The organism is Streptomyces klenkii, from assembly GCF_003626645.1.
In the GTDB taxonomy this organism is placed as follows: Bacteria; Actinomycetota; Actinomycetes; order Streptomycetales; family Streptomycetaceae; genus Streptomyces; species Streptomyces klenkii.
Window position 1 is genome coordinate 41,419 of sequence record NZ_RBAM01000017.1, and the last position, 20,342, is coordinate 61,760.

At 71.2% G+C, this 20,342-nt stretch carries 14 protein-coding genes; 6 read left to right on the top strand and 8 right to left on the bottom strand.

From position 1 onward, the window contains the following. Position 1: 1 nt before the first annotated feature. The gene (locus D7231_RS29505) at positions 2 to 919 is read right to left on the bottom strand and encodes a trypsin-like serine peptidase (RefSeq protein WP_120758670.1); all 918 of its coding nucleotides are present in this window, start codon (positions 917 to 919) and stop codon (positions 2 to 4) included. A gap of 255 nt (positions 920 to 1,174) precedes the next feature. Next, positions 1,175 to 4,480: a S8 family serine peptidase gene (locus tag D7231_RS29510; protein WP_120758671.1), complete on the bottom strand. Its 3,306-nt coding sequence runs from the start codon at positions 4,478 to 4,480 to the stop codon at positions 1,175 to 1,177. Between the two features lie 488 nt (positions 4,481 to 4,968). On the opposite strand from D7231_RS29510, the gene D7231_RS29515 reads away from it, so the two are divergent. Beyond that, on the top strand, positions 4,969 to 6,708 hold the full coding sequence (locus D7231_RS29515; protein WP_120758672.1) for a TIGR03767 family metallophosphoesterase: 1,740 nt from the start codon (positions 4,969 to 4,971) through the stop codon (positions 6,706 to 6,708). 7 nt (positions 6,709 to 6,715) lie between these two features. On the opposite strand, the gene D7231_RS29520 is transcribed toward D7231_RS29515, so the two are convergent. Both D7231_RS29520 and pepN read right to left on the bottom strand, forming a co-directional pair. Beyond that, the gene (locus D7231_RS29520; RefSeq protein WP_120758673.1) at positions 6,716 to 7,771 is read right to left on the bottom strand and encodes a hypothetical protein; all 1,056 of its coding nucleotides are present in this window, start codon (positions 7,769 to 7,771) and stop codon (positions 6,716 to 6,718) included. A 369-nt stretch (positions 7,772 to 8,140) separates the two neighbouring features. Next, the gene (gene pepN / locus D7231_RS29525) at positions 8,141 to 10,735 is read right to left on the bottom strand and encodes an aminopeptidase N (RefSeq protein ID WP_120758674.1); all 2,595 of its coding nucleotides are present in this window, start codon (positions 10,733 to 10,735) and stop codon (positions 8,141 to 8,143) included. Between the two features lie 106 nt (positions 10,736 to 10,841). Here pepN and D7231_RS29530 point away from each other — a divergent pair, with 106 nt between their 5' ends. Both D7231_RS29530 and D7231_RS29535 read left to right on the top strand, forming a co-directional pair. Then, the gene (locus D7231_RS29530; RefSeq protein WP_277875658.1) at positions 10,842 to 11,483 is read left to right on the top strand and encodes a DsbA family oxidoreductase; all 642 of its coding nucleotides are present in this window, start codon (positions 10,842 to 10,844) and stop codon (positions 11,481 to 11,483) included. A 205-nt stretch (positions 11,484 to 11,688) separates the two neighbouring features. Then, a complete protein-coding gene (locus D7231_RS29535) occupies positions 11,689 to 12,282 on the top strand; it encodes a hypothetical protein (RefSeq protein ID WP_120758675.1) in 594 nt (197 codons plus the stop codon). A gap of 124 nt (positions 12,283 to 12,406) precedes the next feature. On the opposite strand, the gene D7231_RS29540 is transcribed toward D7231_RS29535, so the two are convergent. The 3 genes from D7231_RS29540 to D7231_RS29550 form a co-directional block, all read right to left on the bottom strand. Beyond that, complete coding sequence (locus D7231_RS29540) at positions 12,407 to 13,045, bottom strand: superoxide dismutase (protein WP_120758676.1); 639 nt, start codon at positions 13,043 to 13,045, stop codon at positions 12,407 to 12,409. A gap of 194 nt (positions 13,046 to 13,239) precedes the next feature. After that, on the bottom strand, positions 13,240 to 14,652 hold the full coding sequence (locus D7231_RS29545; RefSeq protein WP_120758677.1) for an amino acid permease: 1,413 nt from the start codon (positions 14,650 to 14,652) through the stop codon (positions 13,240 to 13,242). 171 nt (positions 14,653 to 14,823) lie between these two features. Beyond that, on the bottom strand, positions 14,824 to 16,218 hold the full coding sequence (locus tag D7231_RS29550; RefSeq protein ID WP_120758678.1) for an amino acid permease: 1,395 nt from the start codon (positions 16,216 to 16,218) through the stop codon (positions 14,824 to 14,826). Between the two features lie 293 nt (positions 16,219 to 16,511). Here D7231_RS29550 and D7231_RS29555 point away from each other — a divergent pair, with 293 nt between their 5' ends. Continuing rightward, positions 16,512 to 17,114 (top strand): biotin transporter BioY, encoded by a 603-nt coding sequence (locus D7231_RS29555; protein ID WP_120758679.1) that lies wholly within the window; start codon positions 16,512 to 16,514, stop codon positions 17,112 to 17,114. 112 nt (positions 17,115 to 17,226) lie between these two features. Here the strand turns inward: D7231_RS29555 and D7231_RS29560 are convergent, their stop codons facing one another. Next, positions 17,227 to 18,645, bottom strand: a complete 1,419-nt coding sequence (locus D7231_RS29560) for an amino acid permease (protein ID WP_228775432.1) — start codon at positions 18,643 to 18,645, stop codon at positions 17,227 to 17,229. 189 nt (positions 18,646 to 18,834) lie between these two features. Between D7231_RS29560 and D7231_RS29565 the strand changes: the two genes are divergently transcribed. Further along, the gene (locus tag D7231_RS29565) at positions 18,835 to 19,323 is read left to right on the top strand and encodes a ribose-5-phosphate isomerase (RefSeq protein ID WP_120758681.1); all 489 of its coding nucleotides are present in this window, start codon (positions 18,835 to 18,837) and stop codon (positions 19,321 to 19,323) included. 169 nt (positions 19,324 to 19,492) lie between these two features. After that, complete coding sequence (locus D7231_RS29570; protein WP_120758682.1) at positions 19,493 to 20,311, top strand: Fpg/Nei family DNA glycosylase; 819 nt, start codon at positions 19,493 to 19,495, stop codon at positions 20,309 to 20,311. Positions 20,312 to 20,342: the final 31 nt, after the last annotated feature.

Below are 20,342 nucleotides of genomic sequence, written 5' to 3' on the forward strand. Positions count from 1 at the left end.
GTCACGCCTTCCAGGCCACGAAGTTGTTGTAGACCGGCGTGGTGATCCGGGTCCCGGAGTTCACCCGGGCCCCGCCGTACGCGTGGACGGCGACCCCGAACCGGTCGTTGCCGGTGATCCGGTAGACGGAGCTGCCGCTCTGCCCGCCGAAGGTGTCGATGTCGTAGTAGACCTTGCGCGGGCCCACCGAGTCGATGCGGCGCGCGTCGTACCACTGCGTGGCGTACGGCTTGTCGCCCGGATAGCCCGCGATGTTGCCGGTGACCTGGAGCAGGTCCGCGTCGGACCAGACGCCGAAGCCGAACCAGCCGGTCTGCAGGCCCAGGTCCGTGGGCAGGATGATCGCGCCGTAGTCGTAGTTCTCGTCGCCGCTGCCGGTCCAGCCGGTCACCGACCGGAAGTTCGTGCTGACGACCGGCCCGTAGCAGACGGTGTTGCCGTTGCGGCCCGGCCAGACCTTGATGCTGCGGACCCAGCCGTCGCGCCCGGGCACGCCGCTGTTCTTGATGAAGACGACGTGCCCGGCGGTGGCGATGGTGTGCGGGCCGATGAACCAGCCGGTGCCCAGCCAGGCGCTGCCGTCGGCGGCGGTGATCTCCAGGAAGCAGTGCACGCGCCAGGGGTAGACGCAGGTGTTGGTGATCTGGACCCGGTCGTCCGGGCCGTGGACGGTCTCCGGGTCGGCCGGCGGTCCGAAGGAGGCCTCGCCGATGTCGGGCAGGGGGCCGCCGAAGGCGTCTCCTCCCTCGGGCGCCTCGGGCAGCCGGTAGCCCTCGACGGGCTCGGTGCCGGTGGAGCTGCCCGTGGCGGGCGCGTCGCCCTCACCCGTGCCGGGCTGCTGGAACACGGGCTGTCCGTCGGCGGGCAGCAGGCCCGCCGGGGATTCGCTGGAGACGGGGGTGTGGGGGTCCTGTGGCATGGCGGAACCGTCCCTTCGACAGCAAGGTCCGCAGACCGCATCGAATAGGGCATAAGCGCACCCTGTGCTCGAATCTCCTCCGGGAACCCGGGTCGCGATAGGGGCGCGGAGGGGCGCGGGAAAAGGCACTCGAAGCGCGCGAGGGGCGGGCGCCCATACCGTGCGCCCGCCCCTCCATGATCAGTCTGATGGGCCTTCGATCAGTCCTGACCGGCCTTGACCGGACTCGATCGGCTGCCCGTGTGGTGCGTCCGGCTAGCCGGTGACCTTCTCGATCTTCACGCTGCCGTTCCCCGCGACCGTCCCGGCCGCGTTGACCAGCTGCACGTCACCGAAGAAGGACCGGCCCTCGGGAGCCGCCCCCGCGACCACGACATCGGCCGTGACCTGCGCGGACTGCCCGGCGCCGAGCTTGACCGCCGCACCGTCGGCGACCTTGATCTCGCCCAGCGAGGGCGCGAAGTACACGTCGCGGTAGTCGTACGCGGTCGAGCCCGCGGGCACCGAGTAGCCCGTGACCTCGATGGTGTACTCGCCCGCCGCCGGCTTGGTCAGGCTCACGAGCTCGTCGGAGCCGCCGCTGGTGGAGGAGCCCACGGCCTTGCCGTCCTTGTAGACGGTCAGGTCCAGGTCGGCCTTGGCGTCCGCGGTGCCGCCGATCGCGGCGTCGAAGCGGCTGACGCCCTCGCCGAGGGTGACCTTGGTGACCTGCTTCTCGCCCTCCTTGATCACCGGCCGGGCGATCTTCGAGGAGCCGAGCTGCCCGCCCTTGAGCGTGCCGTCGAGCGCGGCGAAGCCGTTGACGGCCTTCCAGGTCACGGCGGCCGGGGTGCCGATCTTCGCCTCGGGGACGGTCTGGGTCGCCGGGTCGAAGGTGACGCCGAGCGCGGTGACCTCAAGTGCGTACGGGTTCTCCAGCAGCGGCGAGGTGCGCCGCGACTCGACCTCGATCTCCCAGACGCCCGGCAGCGGGTTGGCGTAGCTGCGCAGGTCCGGGCGGCACTTGTTGGCCGGGTTCGGGTAGTTCGGGTAGCAGTTGACGGTGGAGGTCTCGTCAACGGGCACGCCGTAGGGGTTGATCGCGATGAACCGGGTCTGGCTGTCCTTGGCCAGGCCGCCGAGCGCGACCTCCAGCGTCTTCGCGCCCTTGGGCACGCTGACGAAGTACGACGTGCTGGCGTTGCGCACGGCCGTGGCGCTCTTCTTGACCACGAACGAGGGCGCGGCGACGGGCTCCGCGGCGACGACGGTCGTGAGGACCTGCTTGTCGATGCCCTCGGTGCGGTCGTCGTCGAGGGTGAGGATCGCGCTGTGCAGGCCGGCCGTCTTCGCCTTCGCCTTGACCTTGACGGTCACGGGCTTGTTCAGCGGCAGCTTGACCTCGTCGTCGCCGTCGAGCTTGAACGTGCCGTCGTTGTTGCGCCACTTCAGCTCGTGCCACACGGCCTTGTCCGGCCCGGAGGTGCGGGTGACCGTGACCTCGTACGTACGGGTCTCGCCGGCCTTGAGCCCGCCCTCGCGGTCGTAGATGCCGGTGCCGGAGCCGGGGGTCTTCAGCGCGCCGGACAGCGCGGTGGAGACGGGCGCCTTGACGGTGTAGTCGTGGGCGGTGGCGTGCTCGCGCAGCGCCTCCCACGCGTCCTCGATGCTGATGAGGCCCGCGCCCTGCTCGTAGGCCTGCGCGCCCTTGATCTGCTTGGCGGTGCTGGTCAGCGCCGTGCGCAGGTCGGCCGGGGTGAGCTTCATGTTCTTCTGCTTGGCGGCCGAGATCAGCAGCGCGGAGGCGCCGGCGGCCTGCGGGGAGGCCATCGAGGTGCCTTGCAGCATGCCGTAGCCGGGCGGCAGGTCGTAGCCGGCCTCCTTGACGGGGGCGCCCGGCTCCCAGGTCGGCGTGGTGTTGATGGACGCGCCCGGGGCGGTGATCGTCGGGGTGAAGCCGCCGTCCTCGCGCGGGCCGCGGGAGGAGAACGGCATCATCGCGTACTTGGTCTTCACCTCCGAGCCGTAGTTGGCGGCCCAGGTCTCCTTGGAGATGGACGCGCCGACGCTGATGACCTTGTCGGCCAGGCCGGGGTCGCCGATGGTGTTGGCGCCGGGGCCGCTGTTGCCCGCGGAGATCACCAGCTGGACGCCGTAGGTGTCGATCAGGCGCGTGTAGAGCTCGGAGCGGGCGTTGTTGCCGTCGTTGAGCGCGGGCAGGCCGCCGATCGACATGTTGACGATGTCGACGCCGCGGTTGACCACGAGGTCGATCATGCCCTCGGTGAGGGCGACGTTGGTGCAGCCGCCGGTCCAGGTGCAGGCCCGGGAGGAGACGAGCTTGGCGCCGGGCGCCGCGCCGTTCATCTTCCCGCCGAAGAGGCCGTTGGCCGCGGTGATGCCCGCGACGTGCGTGCCGTGCTCGGACTCGATGACGCCGATGTTGACGAAGTCGGCCTTCTTGCCGATCCAGTCGCCGCCCTTGGGGTCCATCGGCACGTCCTTGCGGATCTGCACGACGAACGGGATGCGCTCGGCGATCGGGGTCTTCGGGTCGTCCTTGCCGAAGTAGCCGACCTGGAAGCCGTCCTTGTAGGGCTTCAGTTCCTCGTCGTTGGTGAAGTTGCCGTCGTCGTCGAGGTCGACGCGGACGGTGCCCTTCGCCTTGTCGTAGAGGACGGCCCACGAGTCGGTGGTGTCGCCGTCCCGGTTGAGGTCGCCCTTCATGTCGCCGCCGGCGGTGACCTTCTCCCGGAAGAGGGCGACCTGGTAGGTGCCGTTGCCGGGCGCCGTGTAGCTGCGGCCGTTGAAGGAGAACGACGGCCCGGAGACGTCGGCCGTCATCGGCAGCCAGGTGCCGTCCTGGTCGGTGAGCGGGTCGGTCGCCGTGACCCAGTCGACGATCTTGCGCTCGCCGGTGCTGGTCTTCTGGAGCGCCGGGTGGCCGAGGTCGATGCCGGAGTCGAGGATGCCGGTGGTCACGCCGCGGCCGTCGGCCTTGGGGTGGTCCTCGGTGAAGCCCACGGCGCCGGTCTCGAAGGCCGGCTGGTACGGGTTCTTCGCCGGGGTGTCCTTGCCGGGCCCGGGGCGGCTGCCGGCCCCGGCGCGGCGGGCGCCCTCGGCCGCGTCGGCGCGCGGCGTCGGGTCCGGCAGCTTGATCTCCTGCTTGAGGTCGATGCCGTGCACCGAGCCCAGCTTCTGCGCCTCGGCGATGGCGGCGTCCGCCTTGGCCGTGGGCACGGTGGCCCGGACGTAGCCGAGCTTGTCGTCCGTGCGGCCCACGGACGCGCCCTTGATGGCCCCGAGCTTGCCGGTGACCTGGCCGGTCTGCCCCGGAGCGGTGGCGATCATCATGGTGACCGTCTTGTCGCCGCCGGCCTTGGCGCCGGCGAGGAGCGCGGCGTCCTGCGAACCGAGCTTGTCCGCCGGGGACTTGACGGGCCCCGGGGCGGGCAGCGGGTCGTCGGCGAAGGCGGGCGCCGCGCCCGCGGCCGAGAGGGCGGCCACGAGGGAGGCCGCGACGGCTATTCGCGCCGTGCGTCTGGAGCCGCCGGGGCGGGTGGTGCGGGATTCGGGGGTCATGACCATCCCTGGCTGAAATTGACGTGAAGGTGCCGCTGAACAGCGGACGTCCGGAAATCGGAGCCGGATGACCGATCACTTTTATGGAAGTGACGGGGGTTTGGGGAGAGTTGTCGGAGCTCGAAGGTAAGGATGGCGTAAACCCGCCAGGCGCCACTCGGGAGGAAGCGTGACGGAGGCCGTGAAGCGGTCAGCCGCGTTCTCGCAGCTCAGAGGCTGTAGGGCAAACGGACTACAGCACGCGCCCCAAAGGCGGCCCAGTGTTCCCCCCGAGAGTGAACGCTGAGTGAGCGTCAGTCCGCCAGGGGACGAGTGCTGTATGTCCGTTCGCATTCGCCAAGATCGATGTGCGGTGATCGGCGGCGGCCGTTGCGGCCGCGTTCACGCCCAGGTCACCCCCGCTGCCAACGATCCTCGGTAGGAAGGATCGCTGCCGGCACGCTCCGCAGCCCGTAGCCCGCTTCGCGTTCGCACTCGGGGAGACCGCTATGCACCGCAGATCCGACAGATCCGCAGACGCCCGCCTCGACCGCCGTACGTTCCTCGCGGCGGCGGGTGCCGCGACCGCCGCCACCGGCATCGGCCTGGCCCTGGGGACCGACGCCGTACCGGCCGCGGCGCAGCCACCGGATCCGGGCCCGGGGGCGGCCGCCTCCGCGGGCGCGAACGCCGCGTCCGTCTACGGCCCGAACGGCGCCGGCACCACGCTCGTCTCGGTCGCCGCCCCGCGCGGCACCGGCGGCTACCGGCGGCTCGGCGACGGCCCCGGCTGGCCCCGGCAGACCCGCTCCGAGCTGGCCGAGCCGCAGCGCGGCCGCGAGGACCGGCGCACGACCCTCGCGTCCTTCGTGCAGTTCACCGACCTGCACCTGACGGATGTCCAGCACCCGCTGCGCTACGAGTTCTTCCGGGCCGGCGAGCCCGGCGCGTGGCGGCCGCACGAGGCGCTGACCCTGCCCGGCGTCGTCTCGCTCATCGAGCGCGTCAACCGGCTCCGGCACGGGCCCGCGACGGGCTCGCCGCTGTCCTTCGTCATCACCACCGGCGACAACGGCGACGAGAACGCCAAGATCGAGGCGGAGTGGTTCCTGACCGCGATGAGCGGCGGCCGCATGACCCCCAACACCGGTGACCCGCGCCACTACGAGGGCGTCCAGAACAGCGGCCTGAAGCTGTTCTGGCAGCCCGAGAGCGCCCTGCGCGACCAGGACAAGCAGGCCGGCTACCCGCGCATCCCCGGCTACCTCGGCGCGGCCACCCGCCAGGTCAACAGCCCCGGCCTCAACGTGCCCTGGTACTCCACCTACGGCAACCACGACGGTCTCTCCGGCGGCTGTTACCCGGCCGCGGGCACCTTCATCGCCGAGGCCGCGACCGGCGGCAAGAAGCTCCAGACCATCTCGGCCGCCGAGGCCAAGTGGCTGATGGAGGGCGAGTCCAAGGGCGTCGACCCCAAGGGCAAGCGCATAGAGGATCTGCTGAAGGCGCACAAGAAGGAGATGCGAACCGTCACCCCCGACCCCCGCCGGGTCCCGCTGACGGCGCGTCAGTACGTGGCGGCCCACCTCGACCCGCGCTACAAGGGCCGCGGCCCCGTCGGCCACGGCTACACCCGCGAGAACCTCGACACCGGCAACCTCTACTACTCCTTCAAGATCTCCGACAAGGTCATCGGCATCAGCCTCGACACCACCGACCCCGGCGGCCACTACCAGGGCTCGCTCGGCACCGCACAGCTGCGCTGGCTGGAGAACACCCTCAAGCGCTACGAGGACAAGTACGCCCTCGTCTTCAGCCACCACCCCAGCTGGAGCATGGACAACCTCACCCCCGACCCCACCCGCCCCGGCGAGGACCGCCACGACGGCAACGAGCTCATCGCCGTCCTCCAGGACCACAGCAACGTCCTCGCCTGGATCAACGGCCACAGCCACCGCAACCGGATCCGCCCCCGCGGCAGCTTCTGGGAGATCGCCACCGCCTCGCACGTCGACTACCCGCAGCTCGCGCGCGTCATCGAGGTCACGGACAACCACGACGGGACGGTCTCGCTCTTCACCACCCTCATCGAGTCCGCCGCGCCCTACCGCACCGACTTCGGCGACCTCTCCCAGACCGGCCTCGCCTCCCTCTACCGCGAACTCGCCTTCAACGCGCCCGGATCGGACACCTCCCTCGGCGGGGCGCCCGGCGACCGCAACACCGAACTCCTGCTGTCCCGCCGCTGAGGCGGCCTCACCGGGGCAGCACCACCAGATACGCGGCAGGGTCGCGGTCGGCCGACGCCATCAGGGCGGTACGGACCACCGCGGCCTGCTGCTGCGGCGACTCCCGCAGCTTCTTCGGCGTGACGTGCACGACCATCACCCCGAGCCGCTCCAGGTGCTCCCGCTTGCGGAACTGCGCCGACCACACCGCGTCCTCGTCCTGCCGGGGCGTGCGCGCGTCGATTTCCACGGCCACGCTGTGCTCGGGCCAGTACGCGTCCACCCGGCCCAGCTGCGGGCCGCCGGGCAGCCGCAGGTCCACGTTCCACAGCGGCGCGGGCAGCTGGTGGTCGCGCACCAGGTCGTAGAGCCGCCCCTCGGCGACGGCCCGCCCCTCGGCCAGCAGCGTGTCCACCGCGTCCACCACGTGGGAGCGCCCCAGCAGCCGCGCCCGCGTCAACTCCTGCACGACCGCGGCCGCTTCGCAGTGACCGCCGCGCACCGACTCCGCCAGCAGCCGACGCACCGTCGAGGCGTCGGTCAGCTGCCCGACCGTGTCCGCGACCGCCCGCGCGACCGGCGCGACCGGCAGCCCGGTCACCAGCCGCGGGCGCGGCAGGGAGTGCGCCCGCACGATCCGTACGAAGCCGGACGCCCGCAGCCGGCGGGTGCGCGGCACGAGCACGTCGATGTGGTCGAGGGCGAGCAGCGGGGGCACGGACGTGAAGCGGTGCAGGGCCAGCGCCGCCGCCCCGGTGATCATCGCGGGCCCGTACGGGCCGGCCGCCGCCTCCCGGGCCGCGGCGGTGGCGGTGCCCGGGCCCGGCTGCACGGGCCGGCCCTGGGTGCGCGGCAGCGTGTACAGCAGGGCGGCGTGCAGCCGCTCCTCGCTGGTGGCGGGCCCCGTGCGGAGCAGGAAGACGCCGGGCAGCAGCTGCTGCCAGGGCCCGCCGGGGCGGCAGCGCTCCCCGGCAGTGGGTCCGGACACACCGTGGTCGCGCAGCTGACGTGCGGTCATGACACGGTGACGGACGTCGGAGAGGTGGTGCAGGGGGCGCGGGGAGAGAGGGGTGTCGGAGTTCATGCCCGGCACGTTCCCGTGTCCGCGGCGGGCCCTAACCCGGTGTTACGTGTCCGTCGACAATTCAGGACAACGCCGCCCTAAAGTACGGATGTTCGACGACCGGCCCGCCTTGCGGACCGGGGCCGGACGCTTGGCCTTCGGGTCAGGACCGGACGCTTGGCGGTCGGGCCGCGGCCGTGCTCTTGGTCTTCGAGCCGGGGCGGCATCCCTCCCGTCTCCGCCGCATGCGGCTTCTTGTGTCCGCCGCGACGGCGAGAAACCCCGTGCCACGCATTCGGCGGTGCCGGACGGCGCCCGGCCCGGCCGGAACGGGAACGCACCGGCTGCGGGGCCACCCCGCAGCCGGACCGTACCCCGCGCGCCGCGGAGTTACTCCGCGGCGCGATCGCACTCCTGCGCCCGCAGCGCGCGGGCAAGGTCGTCCCGCGCTTCCAGCACGAGACGGCGCAGCGCCGCGGGCGAACCCTCGTGCTCCGCGAGCCACGCGTCCGCCGCGCCAAGGGTGCGGGAGTCGTCCTGAAGGCTCGGGAAGAGCCCCCGCACGACGGCCATCGCGTACTCGATGGACCGCTCGCGCCAGATGCCCTCGATCGCCGCGAAGTAGCGCTCGGCGTACGGCGCGAGCAGCTCCCGCTGCCCGGGCTGGTCGAAGCCCGCGATCGTGGCCTCGGCGAGGGCGTTGGAGAGCTTGTCGGAGCCGGTGACGGCCTCCCACGCCTCCTCCTTGACCGCGACGGACGGCCGGGACGCCAGGCAGCGGACGCTGTGCCGCTCGCCGGAGGCGGTGTTGTCGCGGGCCAGCTCCGCGGCGACCGCCGCCTCGTCGGCCGCGCCCTGCCCGGCCAGCGCGGCCAGGAACGCCCAGCGCAGCTCCTGGTCCACCTCCAGCCCGTCGATCTGCGCGGAGCCGTCGAGCAGGCCGCGCAGCAGCTGGAGGTGGGAGGCGTCCGCGGCCAGCTGGGCGAAGAAGCGCGCCCAGGCCAGCTGGTGGCCGCTGCCCGGCTCGGCGCGCCGCAGCTCGCGCAGCGCGCCCTCGGCGAGCTCGCGCCCGCCCCGCTCGCGCCACGCGGGCGCCGCGTAGTGCACGAGCGCGGACCGGGCCCACGCTTGCAGCATCTGGAGCACGCCGACCTCGCTCTCGGCGCCCGCGAACCGCTCGACGAGGCCGACGAAGTCGCGGGCGGGCATCAGCCCGTCGCGCGTGAGGTTCCACAGCGCCGACCAGCACAGGGCGCGGGCCAGCGGGTCGGCGATGTCGCCGAGGTGCGCGCGCAGGGTGTCCAGGGAGCCCTCGTCGAAGCGGACCTTGCAGTAGGTCAGGTCCTCGTCGTTGACCAGGATCAGCTCGGGCCGCTCGGCACCGGCCAGCCCGGTCACGACCGTGCGCGGGCCCGCGACGTCCACCTCGGTGCCGGCGTAGCGCACGAGCGCGCCGTCCGCCCCCTCGCGGCGGTAGAGGCCCACGGCCACGCGGTGCGGGCGCAGCTCGGGGTGCTCGGGGGAGGCCTCCTGCACGATCGCGAGTTCGGTGATCCGGTCGGCGGCGTCGTACGTGGCCAGCGGCGTGAGCGAGTTGACGCCCGCGGTCTGGAGCCAGGACCGTGCCCAGGCGGCCATGTCCCGGCCCGAGGTCTCCTCCAGCACCTCCAGCAGGTGCGACAGGCGGGTGTTGCCGAAGGCGTGCCGCTTGAAGTAGCGCCGGGCGCCCTCCAGGAAGGCCTCCCGCCCCACGTAGGCGACGAGCTGCTTGAGGACGGAGGCGCCCTTGGCGTACGTGATGCCGTCGAAGTTGAGCTTGGCCTCCTCCAGGTCGTGGATGTCGGCCGTGACCGGGTGCGTGGAGGGCAGCTGGTCGGCGCGGTAGGCCCAGGCCTTGCGGCGGTTGGCGAAGGTGATCCAGCCGCCCGTGAAGCGGGTCGCCTCGACCATGGAGAAGGTGCCCATGAAGTCCGCGAAGGACTCCTTGAGCCACAGGTCGTCCCACCACTCCATGGTCACCAGGTCGCCGAACCACATGTGCGCCATCTCGTGGAGGATGACGTTGGCCCGGCCCTCGTAAGCCGTCTGCGTCACCTTGCCGCGGAAGACGAACTCCTCGCGGAAGGTCACCAGGCCCGGGTTCTCCATCGCGCCGAGGTTGTACTCGGGCACGAACGCCTGGTCGTACTTCCCGAAGGGGTACGGGTAGTCGAAGTTGTCGTGGAAGAAGTCCAGGCCCTGCTTGGTGACGGTGAAGATGTCGTCGGCGTCGAAGTGCCGGGCCAGGCCCTTGCGGCACAGCGCGGCCAGCGGGATCTCCAGGGCCGTGCCGTCCGGCAGCTTGCGGCTGTAGTGGTCGCGGACCACGTGGTACGGGCCGGCCACGACCGCCGTGATGTACGTGGAGATCGGCAGCGTCTTCGCGAACCGCCAGGTGGCGGCGCCGGGCCCGGCGGGCTCGGGCTCGCCGGCCCGCTCCCCGTTGCCCAGCACCGTCCAGCCGGCCGGGGCGGTCACCGCGAGCGAGAACGGCGCCTTGAGGTCGGGCTGCTCGAAGTTCGCGAAGACGCGGCGGGCGTCGGCGGGCTCGTACTGGGTGTAGAGGTAGACCTCGCCGTCCTCGGGGTCCTCGAAGCGGTGCAGGCCCTCGCCGGTCCGGCTGTAGGCGCACTGCGCGTCGACGACCAGGACGTTCTCGGCGGCCAGGCCGTCCAGCGCGATCCGCGCGCCGTCGAAGACGGCGGCCGGGTCCAGCGCGCGGCCGTTGAGCGTCACGGCCGTGACGGCGGGCGCCAGCAGGTCCGCGAAGGTCGCCGCGCCGGGCTCGGTGCAGCGGAAGCGCACGGTCGTCACCGACCGGAAGGTGCGGTGGTCCTGTCCCGCCCCCACCGCGGACCGCAGGTCGAGCGCCACCTCGTAGGCGTCGACGGTCAGCAGCCGGGCCCGTTCGCGGGCCTCTTCGCGGGTCAGGTTCTCACCGGGCACGTCGGGACTCCCTCTGCTGGATGGTGTGTGTCGGACGACAGCGGAATCATGGCACGGGGTGTGTTTGTTGAAACGGCGAATAAACAGCCCTTCTGAGGAGACCGCCGTGACCGCTGTGGAGACCAAGACCCCCGTCGACTTCTGGTTCGACCCGCTCTGCCCCTGGGCCTGGATGACGTCTCGGTGGATGCTGGAGGTCGAGAAGGTCCGCCCCGTCGAGGTGCGCTGGCACGTGATGAGCCTCGCCGTCCTCAACGAGGACAAGCTCGACACGATGGACGAGCGCATGCGCACGGTCATGCGGACCGAGGCGTGGGGCCCGGTGCGGGTGTGCATCGCGGCCGCCGCCAAGCACGGCGAGGACGTCCTCGGCCCGCTCTACACGGCCCTCGGCACGCGCTTCCACAACCAGGGCCTGCCGCGGGACCGCGAGACGATCGTGGCGGCGCTGGAGGAGGCCGGCCTGCCCGCCGAGCTCGCGGACGTCGCCCAGTCGGACGCGTTCGACGGCGAGCTGCGCGCCTCGCACGCCGAGGGCATCTCGAAGGTCGGCCAGGACGTCGGCACGCCGGTCATCGCGGTGCCGGGCGCCGACGGCGAGCAGATCGCCTTCTTCGGCCCGGTCGTCACCCCGGCCCCGAAGGGCGAGGCCGCGGCGCGGCTGTGGGACGGCACGCTGCTGGTGGCGTCGACCCCGGGCTTCTACGAGATCAAGCGCACCCGCACGCAGGGCCCGGTCTTCGACTAGTACCGATTGCGGTGGTTGTGCATGCCGCCGGACCCTCGCCGCGGTGGCTGTTCGCCGTGGCGGCGGGCACTCTTTCCCGCCGCAGCGGCGGGAAACCGGTGTGCGCCTGTCCGGCGGTGCCGGACCGAGCCGCATCACCGGCGGTGATCCGCCGGGAAGGCCCGGCCGACGGGCACACACGCCCCGCCTCCCTTAATGTCCCGGTATGGGGCAGACCGATCTCACGCCGCCGCTGGGCTTCGACGGGGGCCGGGCCGAAGCGGACGCACCGGCCGCGGGCCGCTTCGCCGAGGAGTCCGTGCAGCCGTACGACCTGCTGCTGCGGGCCGGCTGCCAGGCCCTGATCCCGCTGCGGTCCGCGCTCGGCCTGCGCCGGGCGGCCGGCGTCCTGCGCCACTACCTGCGCGGGACCGGCGCCCCGTACCGCGTGGACGCGGAAGCCCTGCTCGCCCTGCCGGCCGTGCGCTCCGCGGCCGGGGAGCAGCTGGACCGCTGGCGCGCCGAGGCGCTGGAGCGGTGGCAGGACGGGCCCCGTACGGCCGCCGCGTACCCCGCGGACAGCGGCTGGCGCGAGGTGGCGCTCCCGCGGGCGTGGGGCGGCGCCGACTGGCGGCTGGCGCTGCGCGCCTTCGCGTACCGGCTGACGGGCACGGTCCGGGTCGCCGCCGACGGCACGGCCTCGGCCGACTACCGCTTCGCGGTCCTCGCGTGCTGGGACGCGGGGCGGTTCGCCCGGCTGCACGACGTGGGCCTCGCGAAGGGGTTCACGGTGACGGGCGAGGCGTTCGGCCACGCGTGAGACGGCACGTTCGAAGACGCGCATGAAGCCACGTATGAAGAAGGGCCCTCGCTGAGCGAGGGCCCTTCCCCGCCTGCCACGTGAAGGGTGAGAAGACGATCACGAGCAGGACAGTGGGGGTTCCTTACGGAACGAGCAGCAGGTTGCCGCGCTGCTTGGCGGCCTCGAAGCGCTTGGCGACGTCCTGCCAGTTCACGACGGCCCACATGGCGTCGATGAAGTCGACCTTCTGGTTCTTGTACTGGAGGTAGAACGCGTGCTCCCAGGCGTCGAAGACCAGGATCGGGACCGAGCCCTGGCCGACGTTGCCCTGGTGGTCGTAGACCTGCTCGACGATCAGCTTGCCGCTGATCGGCTCGTAGGCGAGGACGCCCCAGCCGGAGCCCTGCGTGGTCGCGGAGGCCTTGGTCAGCTGCGCCTTGAACTTGGCGAAGGAGCCGAAGGACTCGGCGATGGCGTCGGCGAGCTCGCCCACGCCGTCCTTGTCCAGGGGCTCGCCGCCGCCGTCGCCGGTCATGTTCTGCCAGTAAATGCTGTGCAGGATGTGACCGGAGAGGTGGAAGGCCAGGTTCTTCTCCAGGCCGTTGATCGCGCCCCACTGGTCCTTGTCGCGGGCTTCGGCGAGCTGCTCCAGAGTGTCGTTCGCGCCCTTGACGTACGCCGCGTGGTGCTTGTCGTGGTGCAGCTCAATGATCTTCGCGTCGATCACCGGCTGGAGCGCAGCGTAATCGTAGGGAAGTTCAGGAAGTGTGTAGATGGCCATGCCGAGCCCTCCGACTTATTGCAATTAACTTGCAAGTGGACGTTACCAGCAAGAGCATCTGACGCGCCGTAAGGGGGTGGCCATCCTTATGGATCTCCGACTAAAGACCGAGGCGGGCTAGGTCCTGAAGATCAGGACCCAGCCCGCCTCGTGGGGGGTGTGGTGGTGGCCGGAGAGCGCCGCGCCCGCCGCGGTCAGTGCTTCGCGGCCGTCACGCGCTGTCGCAGGTAGCCGACGAGGGCGAGGACGCCCGTGAGGCCGGCCGTGAAGTACAGCTGGACGCGGGTGTCCTCCTCGCGCAGCATCAGGGCGAGGACGCCGACGATGCCGATCAGGGCCGCCCAGGTCAGCGCCGGGAACAGCCACATCTTCACGACGAGCTTCTCCGGCGCCGTGCGCTCCAGCTGCCGGCGCATCCGCAGCTGGGTGACGGCGATGAAGCCCCACACCACGAGCACCGCGGCACCCGTCATGTACAGCAGCCACTTGAAGACCGTGTCCGGCCACCAGTAGCTGAGCAGGACGGCGAAGAAGCCGAAGGCGGAGGAGGCGATGACGGTCAGCCGCGGCACGCCGCCCGTGACCTTCGCCAGGAAGCGCGGGCCCTCGCCGCGCATGACCAGGGAGTGCGACATCCGGGAGGCGCCGTAGATGTTGGCGTTCATCGCGGAGAGCAGGGCGATCAGCACGATCACGTTCATGATCTGCCCGGCGGCCGGGATGTCCAGGTACTTGAGCACCGCCACGTACGGGCCGTCCGTCAGGAGCGACTTGTCGTTCCAGGGCAGGACGGTGACGACGACCAGCATCGAGCCGACGTAGAAGAGGGCGATCCGCCACATCGCCGTGCGGACGGCCTGGGCGACGCCCTTGACCGGCTGCTCGGACTCGGCGGCCGCGATCGTCACCGTTTCCAGGCCGCCGTACGCGAAGACCGACGCGAGCAGGCCCACGACCAGGCCGTTCGCACCGTTGGGGACGAAGCCGCCGTGACCGGTGAGGTTGTCCGCCCCCGGCGCCTCGGTGCCCGGCAGCACGCCCGCGATGGCCAGCACGCCCAGGACGAGGAAGATGCCGATCGCGGCGACCTTGAGGGTGGCGAACCAGAACTCGAACTCGCCGAAGTTGCTGACCGCCGCGAGGTTCGTCCCGCAGAAGACGGCCATGAAGATCAGCACCCACATCCACGAGGGCGTGGAGGGGAACCAGGACTGCATGATGTGCGCCGCGCCTATCGCCTCCACGGCGATGCCCACGCACAGCTCGACCCAGAACATCCAGCCGGCCGTGAAGCCGGCCCACGGGCCGATCGCCTTCTCGGCGTGCACGGAGAAGGTGCCCGAGGCCGGGTTGGCCGCGGCCATCTCGCCCAGCATCCGCATCACGAGCATCACGAGCAGCCCGGAGGCCGCGTACGCGAGCACGATCGCCGGACCGGCGGCGGCGATGCCCGCGCCGGAACCGACGAAGAGGCCGGCCCCGATGACCCCGCCGAGGGCGATCATCGACAGGTGGCGCTGCTTGAGGCCGTGCGACAGATCCGTGCCGCCCGGCGCCTGGCCATTGACCGCGCGCTCGGGCGCGGAGGTCGCAGAAGTCCGAGTCATGGTCGTGTGTGTCCCGTGGGGTGAGAGCGGAAAAGTTGCCTCAGTGTGGGGGTCATGTTCGCCCAGGACAACACCTGTGACAGAGCTGTCCGATATTCAGACGCAGGTATGACTGTCCGTGCCTGACATCTCGCCAGAAGGCGATGGAAACGAGCCGACCCGGCGGGCCGGTCAGGCCGCGCGGCGCAGCCGGAGCTCGCGCACCCAGGCCACCACGAGCACCGCGGCGGTCGCCGCGGCCGACCACAGCAGCTGCGGCCGGGCCCCCTCGTCGGTGATCATCAGCACCAGCACGGCGGCCATCCCGGCCAGAGCGACCCAGGTCAGATAGGGGAAGGCCCACATCTTCAGGGCGAGCCGCTCCGGCATCTCGCGCTCGATGCGGCGCCGCAGCCGCAGCTGCGAGACGGCGATCAGGCCCCAGACGAAGAGCAGTACCGCACCCACGGCGTTCAGCAAGTACCGGAAGATCGAATCCGGCCACTCCAGGTTGAGTATCACCGAGGCGAAACCGAAGGCGACCGACGCCAGCACGGCCCGGCGCGGCACCCCGCCGCCCGACACCTTCAGCAGCCCCTTGGGCGCCTCGCCGCGCTCGGCGAGCGAGAAGACCATCCGCGACGAGCCGTAGAGGTTGGCGTTGAGCGCGGACAGCAGGGCCACGAAGACCACGATGTTCATGATCTGGCCCGCGCCCGGGATGCCGATGTGGTCGAGCACGGCCACGTACGGGCTCTTGCCCGGCTGCATCGACGACCAGGGCAGGAGGGTGACGATGACGAGCATCGAGCCCACGTAGAAGAAGAGGATGCGCCACACGGCGCTGCGCACCGCACGGCCCACCGCGCGCGCCGGGTCGTCGGACTCGGCCGCGGCGATCGTGACGACCTCCAGGCCGCCGAAGGCGAAGACGACCGCGAGGACGCCGGAGACGACACCGCTCACGCCGTTCGGCAGGAAGCCGCCCTGGCCGGTGAGGTTGGTGAAGCCCACCGCCTCGGTGTCCGGCAGCACGCCGAAGACCGCGAGCAGGCTCAGCGCCAGGAAGAGGACGATCGCCCCGACCTTCAGCGCGGCGAACCAGAACTCGAACTCTCCGAAGTTCTTCACCGCGGAGAGGTTGGCGGCCGTGAAGACCACCATGAAGATCAGCACCCAGGCCCACGTCGGGACGCCCGGCACCCAGCCGTTCGCGATCTGGGCCGCGCCCGTCGCCTCCACGGCCAGCACGACCACCAGCAGGAACCAGTACAGCCAGCCGACCGTGAAACCGGCCCAGCGGCCCAGCGCCCGCTCCGCGTGCACCGAGAACGCGCCCGAGGCGGGCATCGCCGCGGACATCTCGCCGAGCATCCGCATCACCAGCATCGCGAGCGCACCCGCGATCAGGTACGAGATGACGATGCCCGGGCCCGCGACGGCGATGCCGGCCCCGGAGCCCACGAACAGGCCGGCGCCGATGACGCCGCCCAGTCCGAGCATCGTCAGATGCCGCTGCTTGAGCCCGGCCGACAGGGGTTCTTTCTCGGCCGCGAGGGAATCGGCGGCGGGGGGTGCGTCGTGCATGGGCTCGTACTCTCGGTCCGCGCGAAGAGCGCTGGGGATCTTTACGCAGGAGCAAAGAAGCAGGCGCAAAGAGATATAGGTGACTCCACATTCTCCCGGCGAGGTGCCCGGAGCCAAGCCTCAGGCGAATCCAGTGACGAGCATCACGCGTAATTCCGTCTGCTGAGGGAACCGCGCTGGGAAGTCTCCAAGCGGAACGGCCCGCCTTTGTCATTGCCGCGCGCTGTCCGCCCGAGAGCCCTCGGCTAACGTCACACAGTCACTTGTCCCCACCACACATCTGCGGAGTATCGATGGCCACCGCCGCTGCCTCTGTTCCCCGGACCGGTACGGTCCTCGCCGATCTGCTCCCCGCGTCCACCGCCGGGCGCGCCCGTGTGCGCGACGCGGCCCTGATCCTCGGCGGAGCCGCCCTCACCGGCCTCACGGCGCAGATCGCCCTCCCCGTGCCCGGCTCCCCGGTCCCGGTCAGCGGCCAGACCTTCGCGGCCCTCCTGGTCGGCACCGCCCTCGGCGCCCGCCGCGGCTTCCTCTCGCTCGCCCTGTACGCCGTCGCGGGCGTCGCGGGCATGCCGTGGTTCGCCGAGGCCAAGTCCGGCGCCGCGTTCCCCTCCTTCGGCTACGTCCTGGGCATGCTGCTCGCCGCGACCGTCGTGGGCGCCCTCGCCCGCCGCGGCGCCGACCGCTCGGTCCTGCGCACCGCGGGCACGATGGCCCTCGGCTCGGCGATCATCTACGCGGTCGGCGTGCCGTACCTGGCCCTGGCGACGCACATGTCCTTCGCGGACGCCGTCGCGGCCGGTCTGACGCCGTTCCTCATCGGCGACGTCCTGAAGGCGGCACTGGCCATGGGCGCGCTTCCCACTGCGTGGCGGCTTCTCGGCCGTCGGGGCTGACCGCGCCGCTCCTCGGCCGGGGGCCGGTCCCTCTTCTCTTGTAAACCGCGACGGGCTCGCGTCCCCTTCAGGGGACGCGAGCCCGTCGCGGTTATAGGGAATTTTGCTCTGCTCAGCGGCGAGCGGCCGCGTGCTTGCGGTCCAGGACCAGGCCGATCGCCACGACGATCACACCCACCAGGACGGAGGCCAGCACCGTCTCCCGGTTGTCACCGCCGGTGTAGAGCATGTAGCCCAGCACGAAGGTGATCATGCCGATCGTGGCCCACGTCAGGTACGGGAAGAACCACATCTTCACCGTCAGCTTCTCCGGCATCTCCCGCAGGATGATCCCGCGCATCCGCAGCTGGGTGAAGCAGATCACCAGCCAGACGAAGAGGGCGACCGCGCCCGAGGAGTTCAGCAGGAACTTGAAGACCGTGTCGGGCCACACGTAGTTGAAGATCACCGACACGAAGCCGAAGACGACCGAGGCGAGGATCGCGACCTGCGGGACGCCCCGCTTGTTGACCGTGGCGAAGGACTTCGGCGCGTCGCCGCGCTGGCCCAGCGAGAAGGCCATGCGGGAGGCGGTGTAGAGGCCGGAGTTCAGGCAGGACAGCACGGCGGTCAGCACGATGACGTTCATGACCTGGCCGGCGTGCGGGATGCCGATCGAGTCGAGCGCCGCGACGTAGCTGCCCTTCTCCGCGATCGCCTTGCTGTCCCAGGGCAGCAGGCTGACCACGACGAAGATCGAGCCGAGGTAGAAGACGGCGATGCGCCAGATGACGCTGTTGGTGGCCTGGCGGACCGCGCGCTGCGGGTCCTCGGACTCACCGGCGGCCAGCGTGACGATCTCGCTGCCCATGAAGGAGAAGACGACCATCAGCACACCGGTGAGGATCGCGCCCGGACCGTGCGGCAGGAAACCGCCGTGCGCGGTGAGGTTGTCGAACCCGGCGCCCGGGTTGTCCGAGCCCGGCAGCACGCCGAAGACGGCCAGCAGGCCGATGACCACGAACCCGGCGATCGCGACGACCTTGATGCCCGCGAACCAGAACTCGAACTCGCCGTACGAGCTGACCGAGGCGAGGTTGGTCGCCGTCAGCACCAGCATGACGATCAGGGCCCAGGCCCACTGCGGGACGGACGGTATCCAGCCGTTGAGGATCGCGGCGCCCGCGGTCGCCTCCACGGCCTGCACCACGACCCAGAAGAACCAGTACAGCCAGCCGATCGAGAAGCCGGCCCAGCGGCCGAGCGCACGGTCGGCGTAGGCGGAGAACGACCCGGAGGTCGGGTTGGCCGCGGCCATCTCACCGAGCATCCGCATCACGAAGACGACGAGCGTGCCGACGAGGGCGTAGGAGATGAGGATGCCGGGGCCGGCGGCGGCGATGCCGGACGACGAACCCACGAAGAGGCCCGCTCCGATGACACCGCCAATGGCGATCATGGACAGGTGGCGGTTCTTGAGCCCGGCCTTCAGGCCGTTCTCGCCCGCCTCCGGGGCGTGGCCGGGATCGCCGGTCGTCGACCCCTTCGTCATGGTCGGCGGTGTCGCGCTCATGTGCACGTTCCTTCGGGTTGTTCCTTAGGTTCTCGGGTTACGAGTGACCGCATTAGAACTTTTCGAAGGCGACTTTAGGAAGACCCGAATCCAATTCGTTGTGTTCACTCAGCGTTACCACCCACCTGCTGGCCGATCGCCGTTCGCGGACGTGCCACACTCGGACGCATGCGCGTGTACCTCGGCTCCGACCATGCCGGCTACGAACTCAAGAACCACCTCGTCGAGTGGCTCACGGCCCACGGCCACGAGCCCGTGGACTGCGGTCCCCACATCTACGACGCCCAGGACGACTACCCGCCGTTCTGCCTCCGCGCCGCGGAGAAGACCGCCGCGGACGCCGGCAGCCTCGGCATCGTGATCGGCGGCTCCGGCAACGGCGAGCAGATCGCCGCGAACAAGGTCAAGGGCGTCCGGGCCGCCCTGGCCTGGAGCGAGCAGACGGCCGCCCTCGGCCGCGAGCACAACGACGCCAACGTCATCAGCATCGGCGGCCGCATGCACACGCAGGAAGAGGCGACGAAGTTCGTCGAGATCTTCCTGGCCACGCCGTACTCGGGTGAGGAGCGGCACACCCGCCGCATCGAGATGCTGGCGCGCTACGAGGAGACGGGCGAGCTCCCGGCCGTCCCGGCGCACCACCCGCAGCAGGACTGACCTCTCGCCCTCGGCGCCGGGCAGGCAGAAGATCCAGCCTGTCCGGCGCTTGAGGACGCCGCGCGCAGCGCGGCCCGGGGTCCGGGGCGCGGCCCCGGTTTCGGGAAGGGGCGGGCCAGGGGAGAGACGACCGCCCGCCCGCAGACGGAAGCGCACAGGAGACCCCGCCGTGCCTGAAGGGCATACCATTCACCGCCTTGCGGCGGACCACAACAAAGCCTTCGCGGACCGCACCGTCCGGGCGACCAGCCCCCAGGGCAAGTTCTCCGACGGCGCCGCCCTCGTGGACGGCCGCGTCCTCGACACCGCCGAGGCCCACGGCAAGCACCTCTTCCTCGGCTTCGGCGGCGGCCCCGGCGGCGACTGGATCCACATCCACCTCGGCCTCTTCGGCAAATACGCCCTGGGCAGCAGCCCCGTGCCGCCGCCCACCGAGACCGTCCGCCTGCGCCTGGCGAACCCCGACGCCTACGCGGACCTGCGCGGCCCCACCACCTGCGCCCTGATCACCGGCGCCGAGAAGCAGGCGATACACGACCGGCTCGGCCCGGACCCGCTGCGCCCCGGCGACGACCCCGGCAAGGCCTGGCAGCGCGTCTCCCGCAGCCGCACCACCATCGCCGCCCTCCTCATGGACCAGAAGGTCGTCGCGGGCGTCGGCAACGTCTACCGCGCCGAGGTCCTCTTCCGGCACGGCATCGACCCCTACCGCACCGGCCGCGACCTCACCCGCTCCGAGTGGGACGGCATGTGGGCGGACCTGGCCGCCCTGATGCGCGAGGGCGTGCGCAACAACAGGATCGACACCGTGCGGCCCGAGCACACCCCGGAGGCCATGGGCCGCCCGCCGCGCGTGGACGACCACGGCGGCGAGGTCTACGTCTACCGCCGGGCCGCCATGCCCTGCCACGTCTGCGGCGCGGAGATCCGCACCGCCGGCCTCGCCGCCCGCAACCTCTTCTGGTGCCCGGGCTGCCAGCAGCGCTGACAGCCCGTCACTCACCCATCAGGACCGGGAC

Bases quoted from the DNA above. Each gene is read 5' to 3' on its own strand.
- D7231_RS29510 (WP_120758671.1), bottom strand. From the start codon at position 4,480: ATGACCCCCGAATCCCGCACCACCCGCCCCGGCGGCTCCAGACGCACG.
- D7231_RS29560 (WP_228775432.1), bottom strand. From the start codon at position 18,645: ATGACGAAGGGGTCGACGACCGGCGATCCCGGCCACGCCCCGGAGGCG.
- D7231_RS29505 (WP_120758670.1), bottom strand. From the start codon at position 919: ATGCCACAGGACCCCCACACCCCCGTCTCCAGCGAATCCCCGGCGGGC.
- D7231_RS29565 (WP_120758681.1), top strand. From the start codon at position 18,835: ATGCGCGTGTACCTCGGCTCCGACCATGCCGGCTACGAACTCAAGAAC.
- D7231_RS29540 (WP_120758676.1), bottom strand. From the start codon at position 13,045: ATGGCCATCTACACACTTCCTGAACTTCCCTACGATTACGCTGCGCTC.
- D7231_RS29535 (WP_120758675.1), top strand. From the start codon at position 11,689: ATGGGGCAGACCGATCTCACGCCGCCGCTGGGCTTCGACGGGGGCCGG.
- D7231_RS29545 (WP_120758677.1), bottom strand. From the start codon at position 14,652: ATGACTCGGACTTCTGCGACCTCCGCGCCCGAGCGCGCGGTCAATGGC.
- D7231_RS29555 (WP_120758679.1), top strand. From the start codon at position 16,512: ATGGCCACCGCCGCTGCCTCTGTTCCCCGGACCGGTACGGTCCTCGCC.
- D7231_RS29550 (WP_120758678.1), bottom strand. From the start codon at position 16,218: ATGCACGACGCACCCCCCGCCGCCGATTCCCTCGCGGCCGAGAAAGAA.
- D7231_RS29520 (WP_120758673.1), bottom strand. From the start codon at position 7,771: ATGAACTCCGACACCCCTCTCTCCCCGCGCCCCCTGCACCACCTCTCC.
- D7231_RS29515 (WP_120758672.1), top strand. From the start codon at position 4,969: ATGCACCGCAGATCCGACAGATCCGCAGACGCCCGCCTCGACCGCCGT.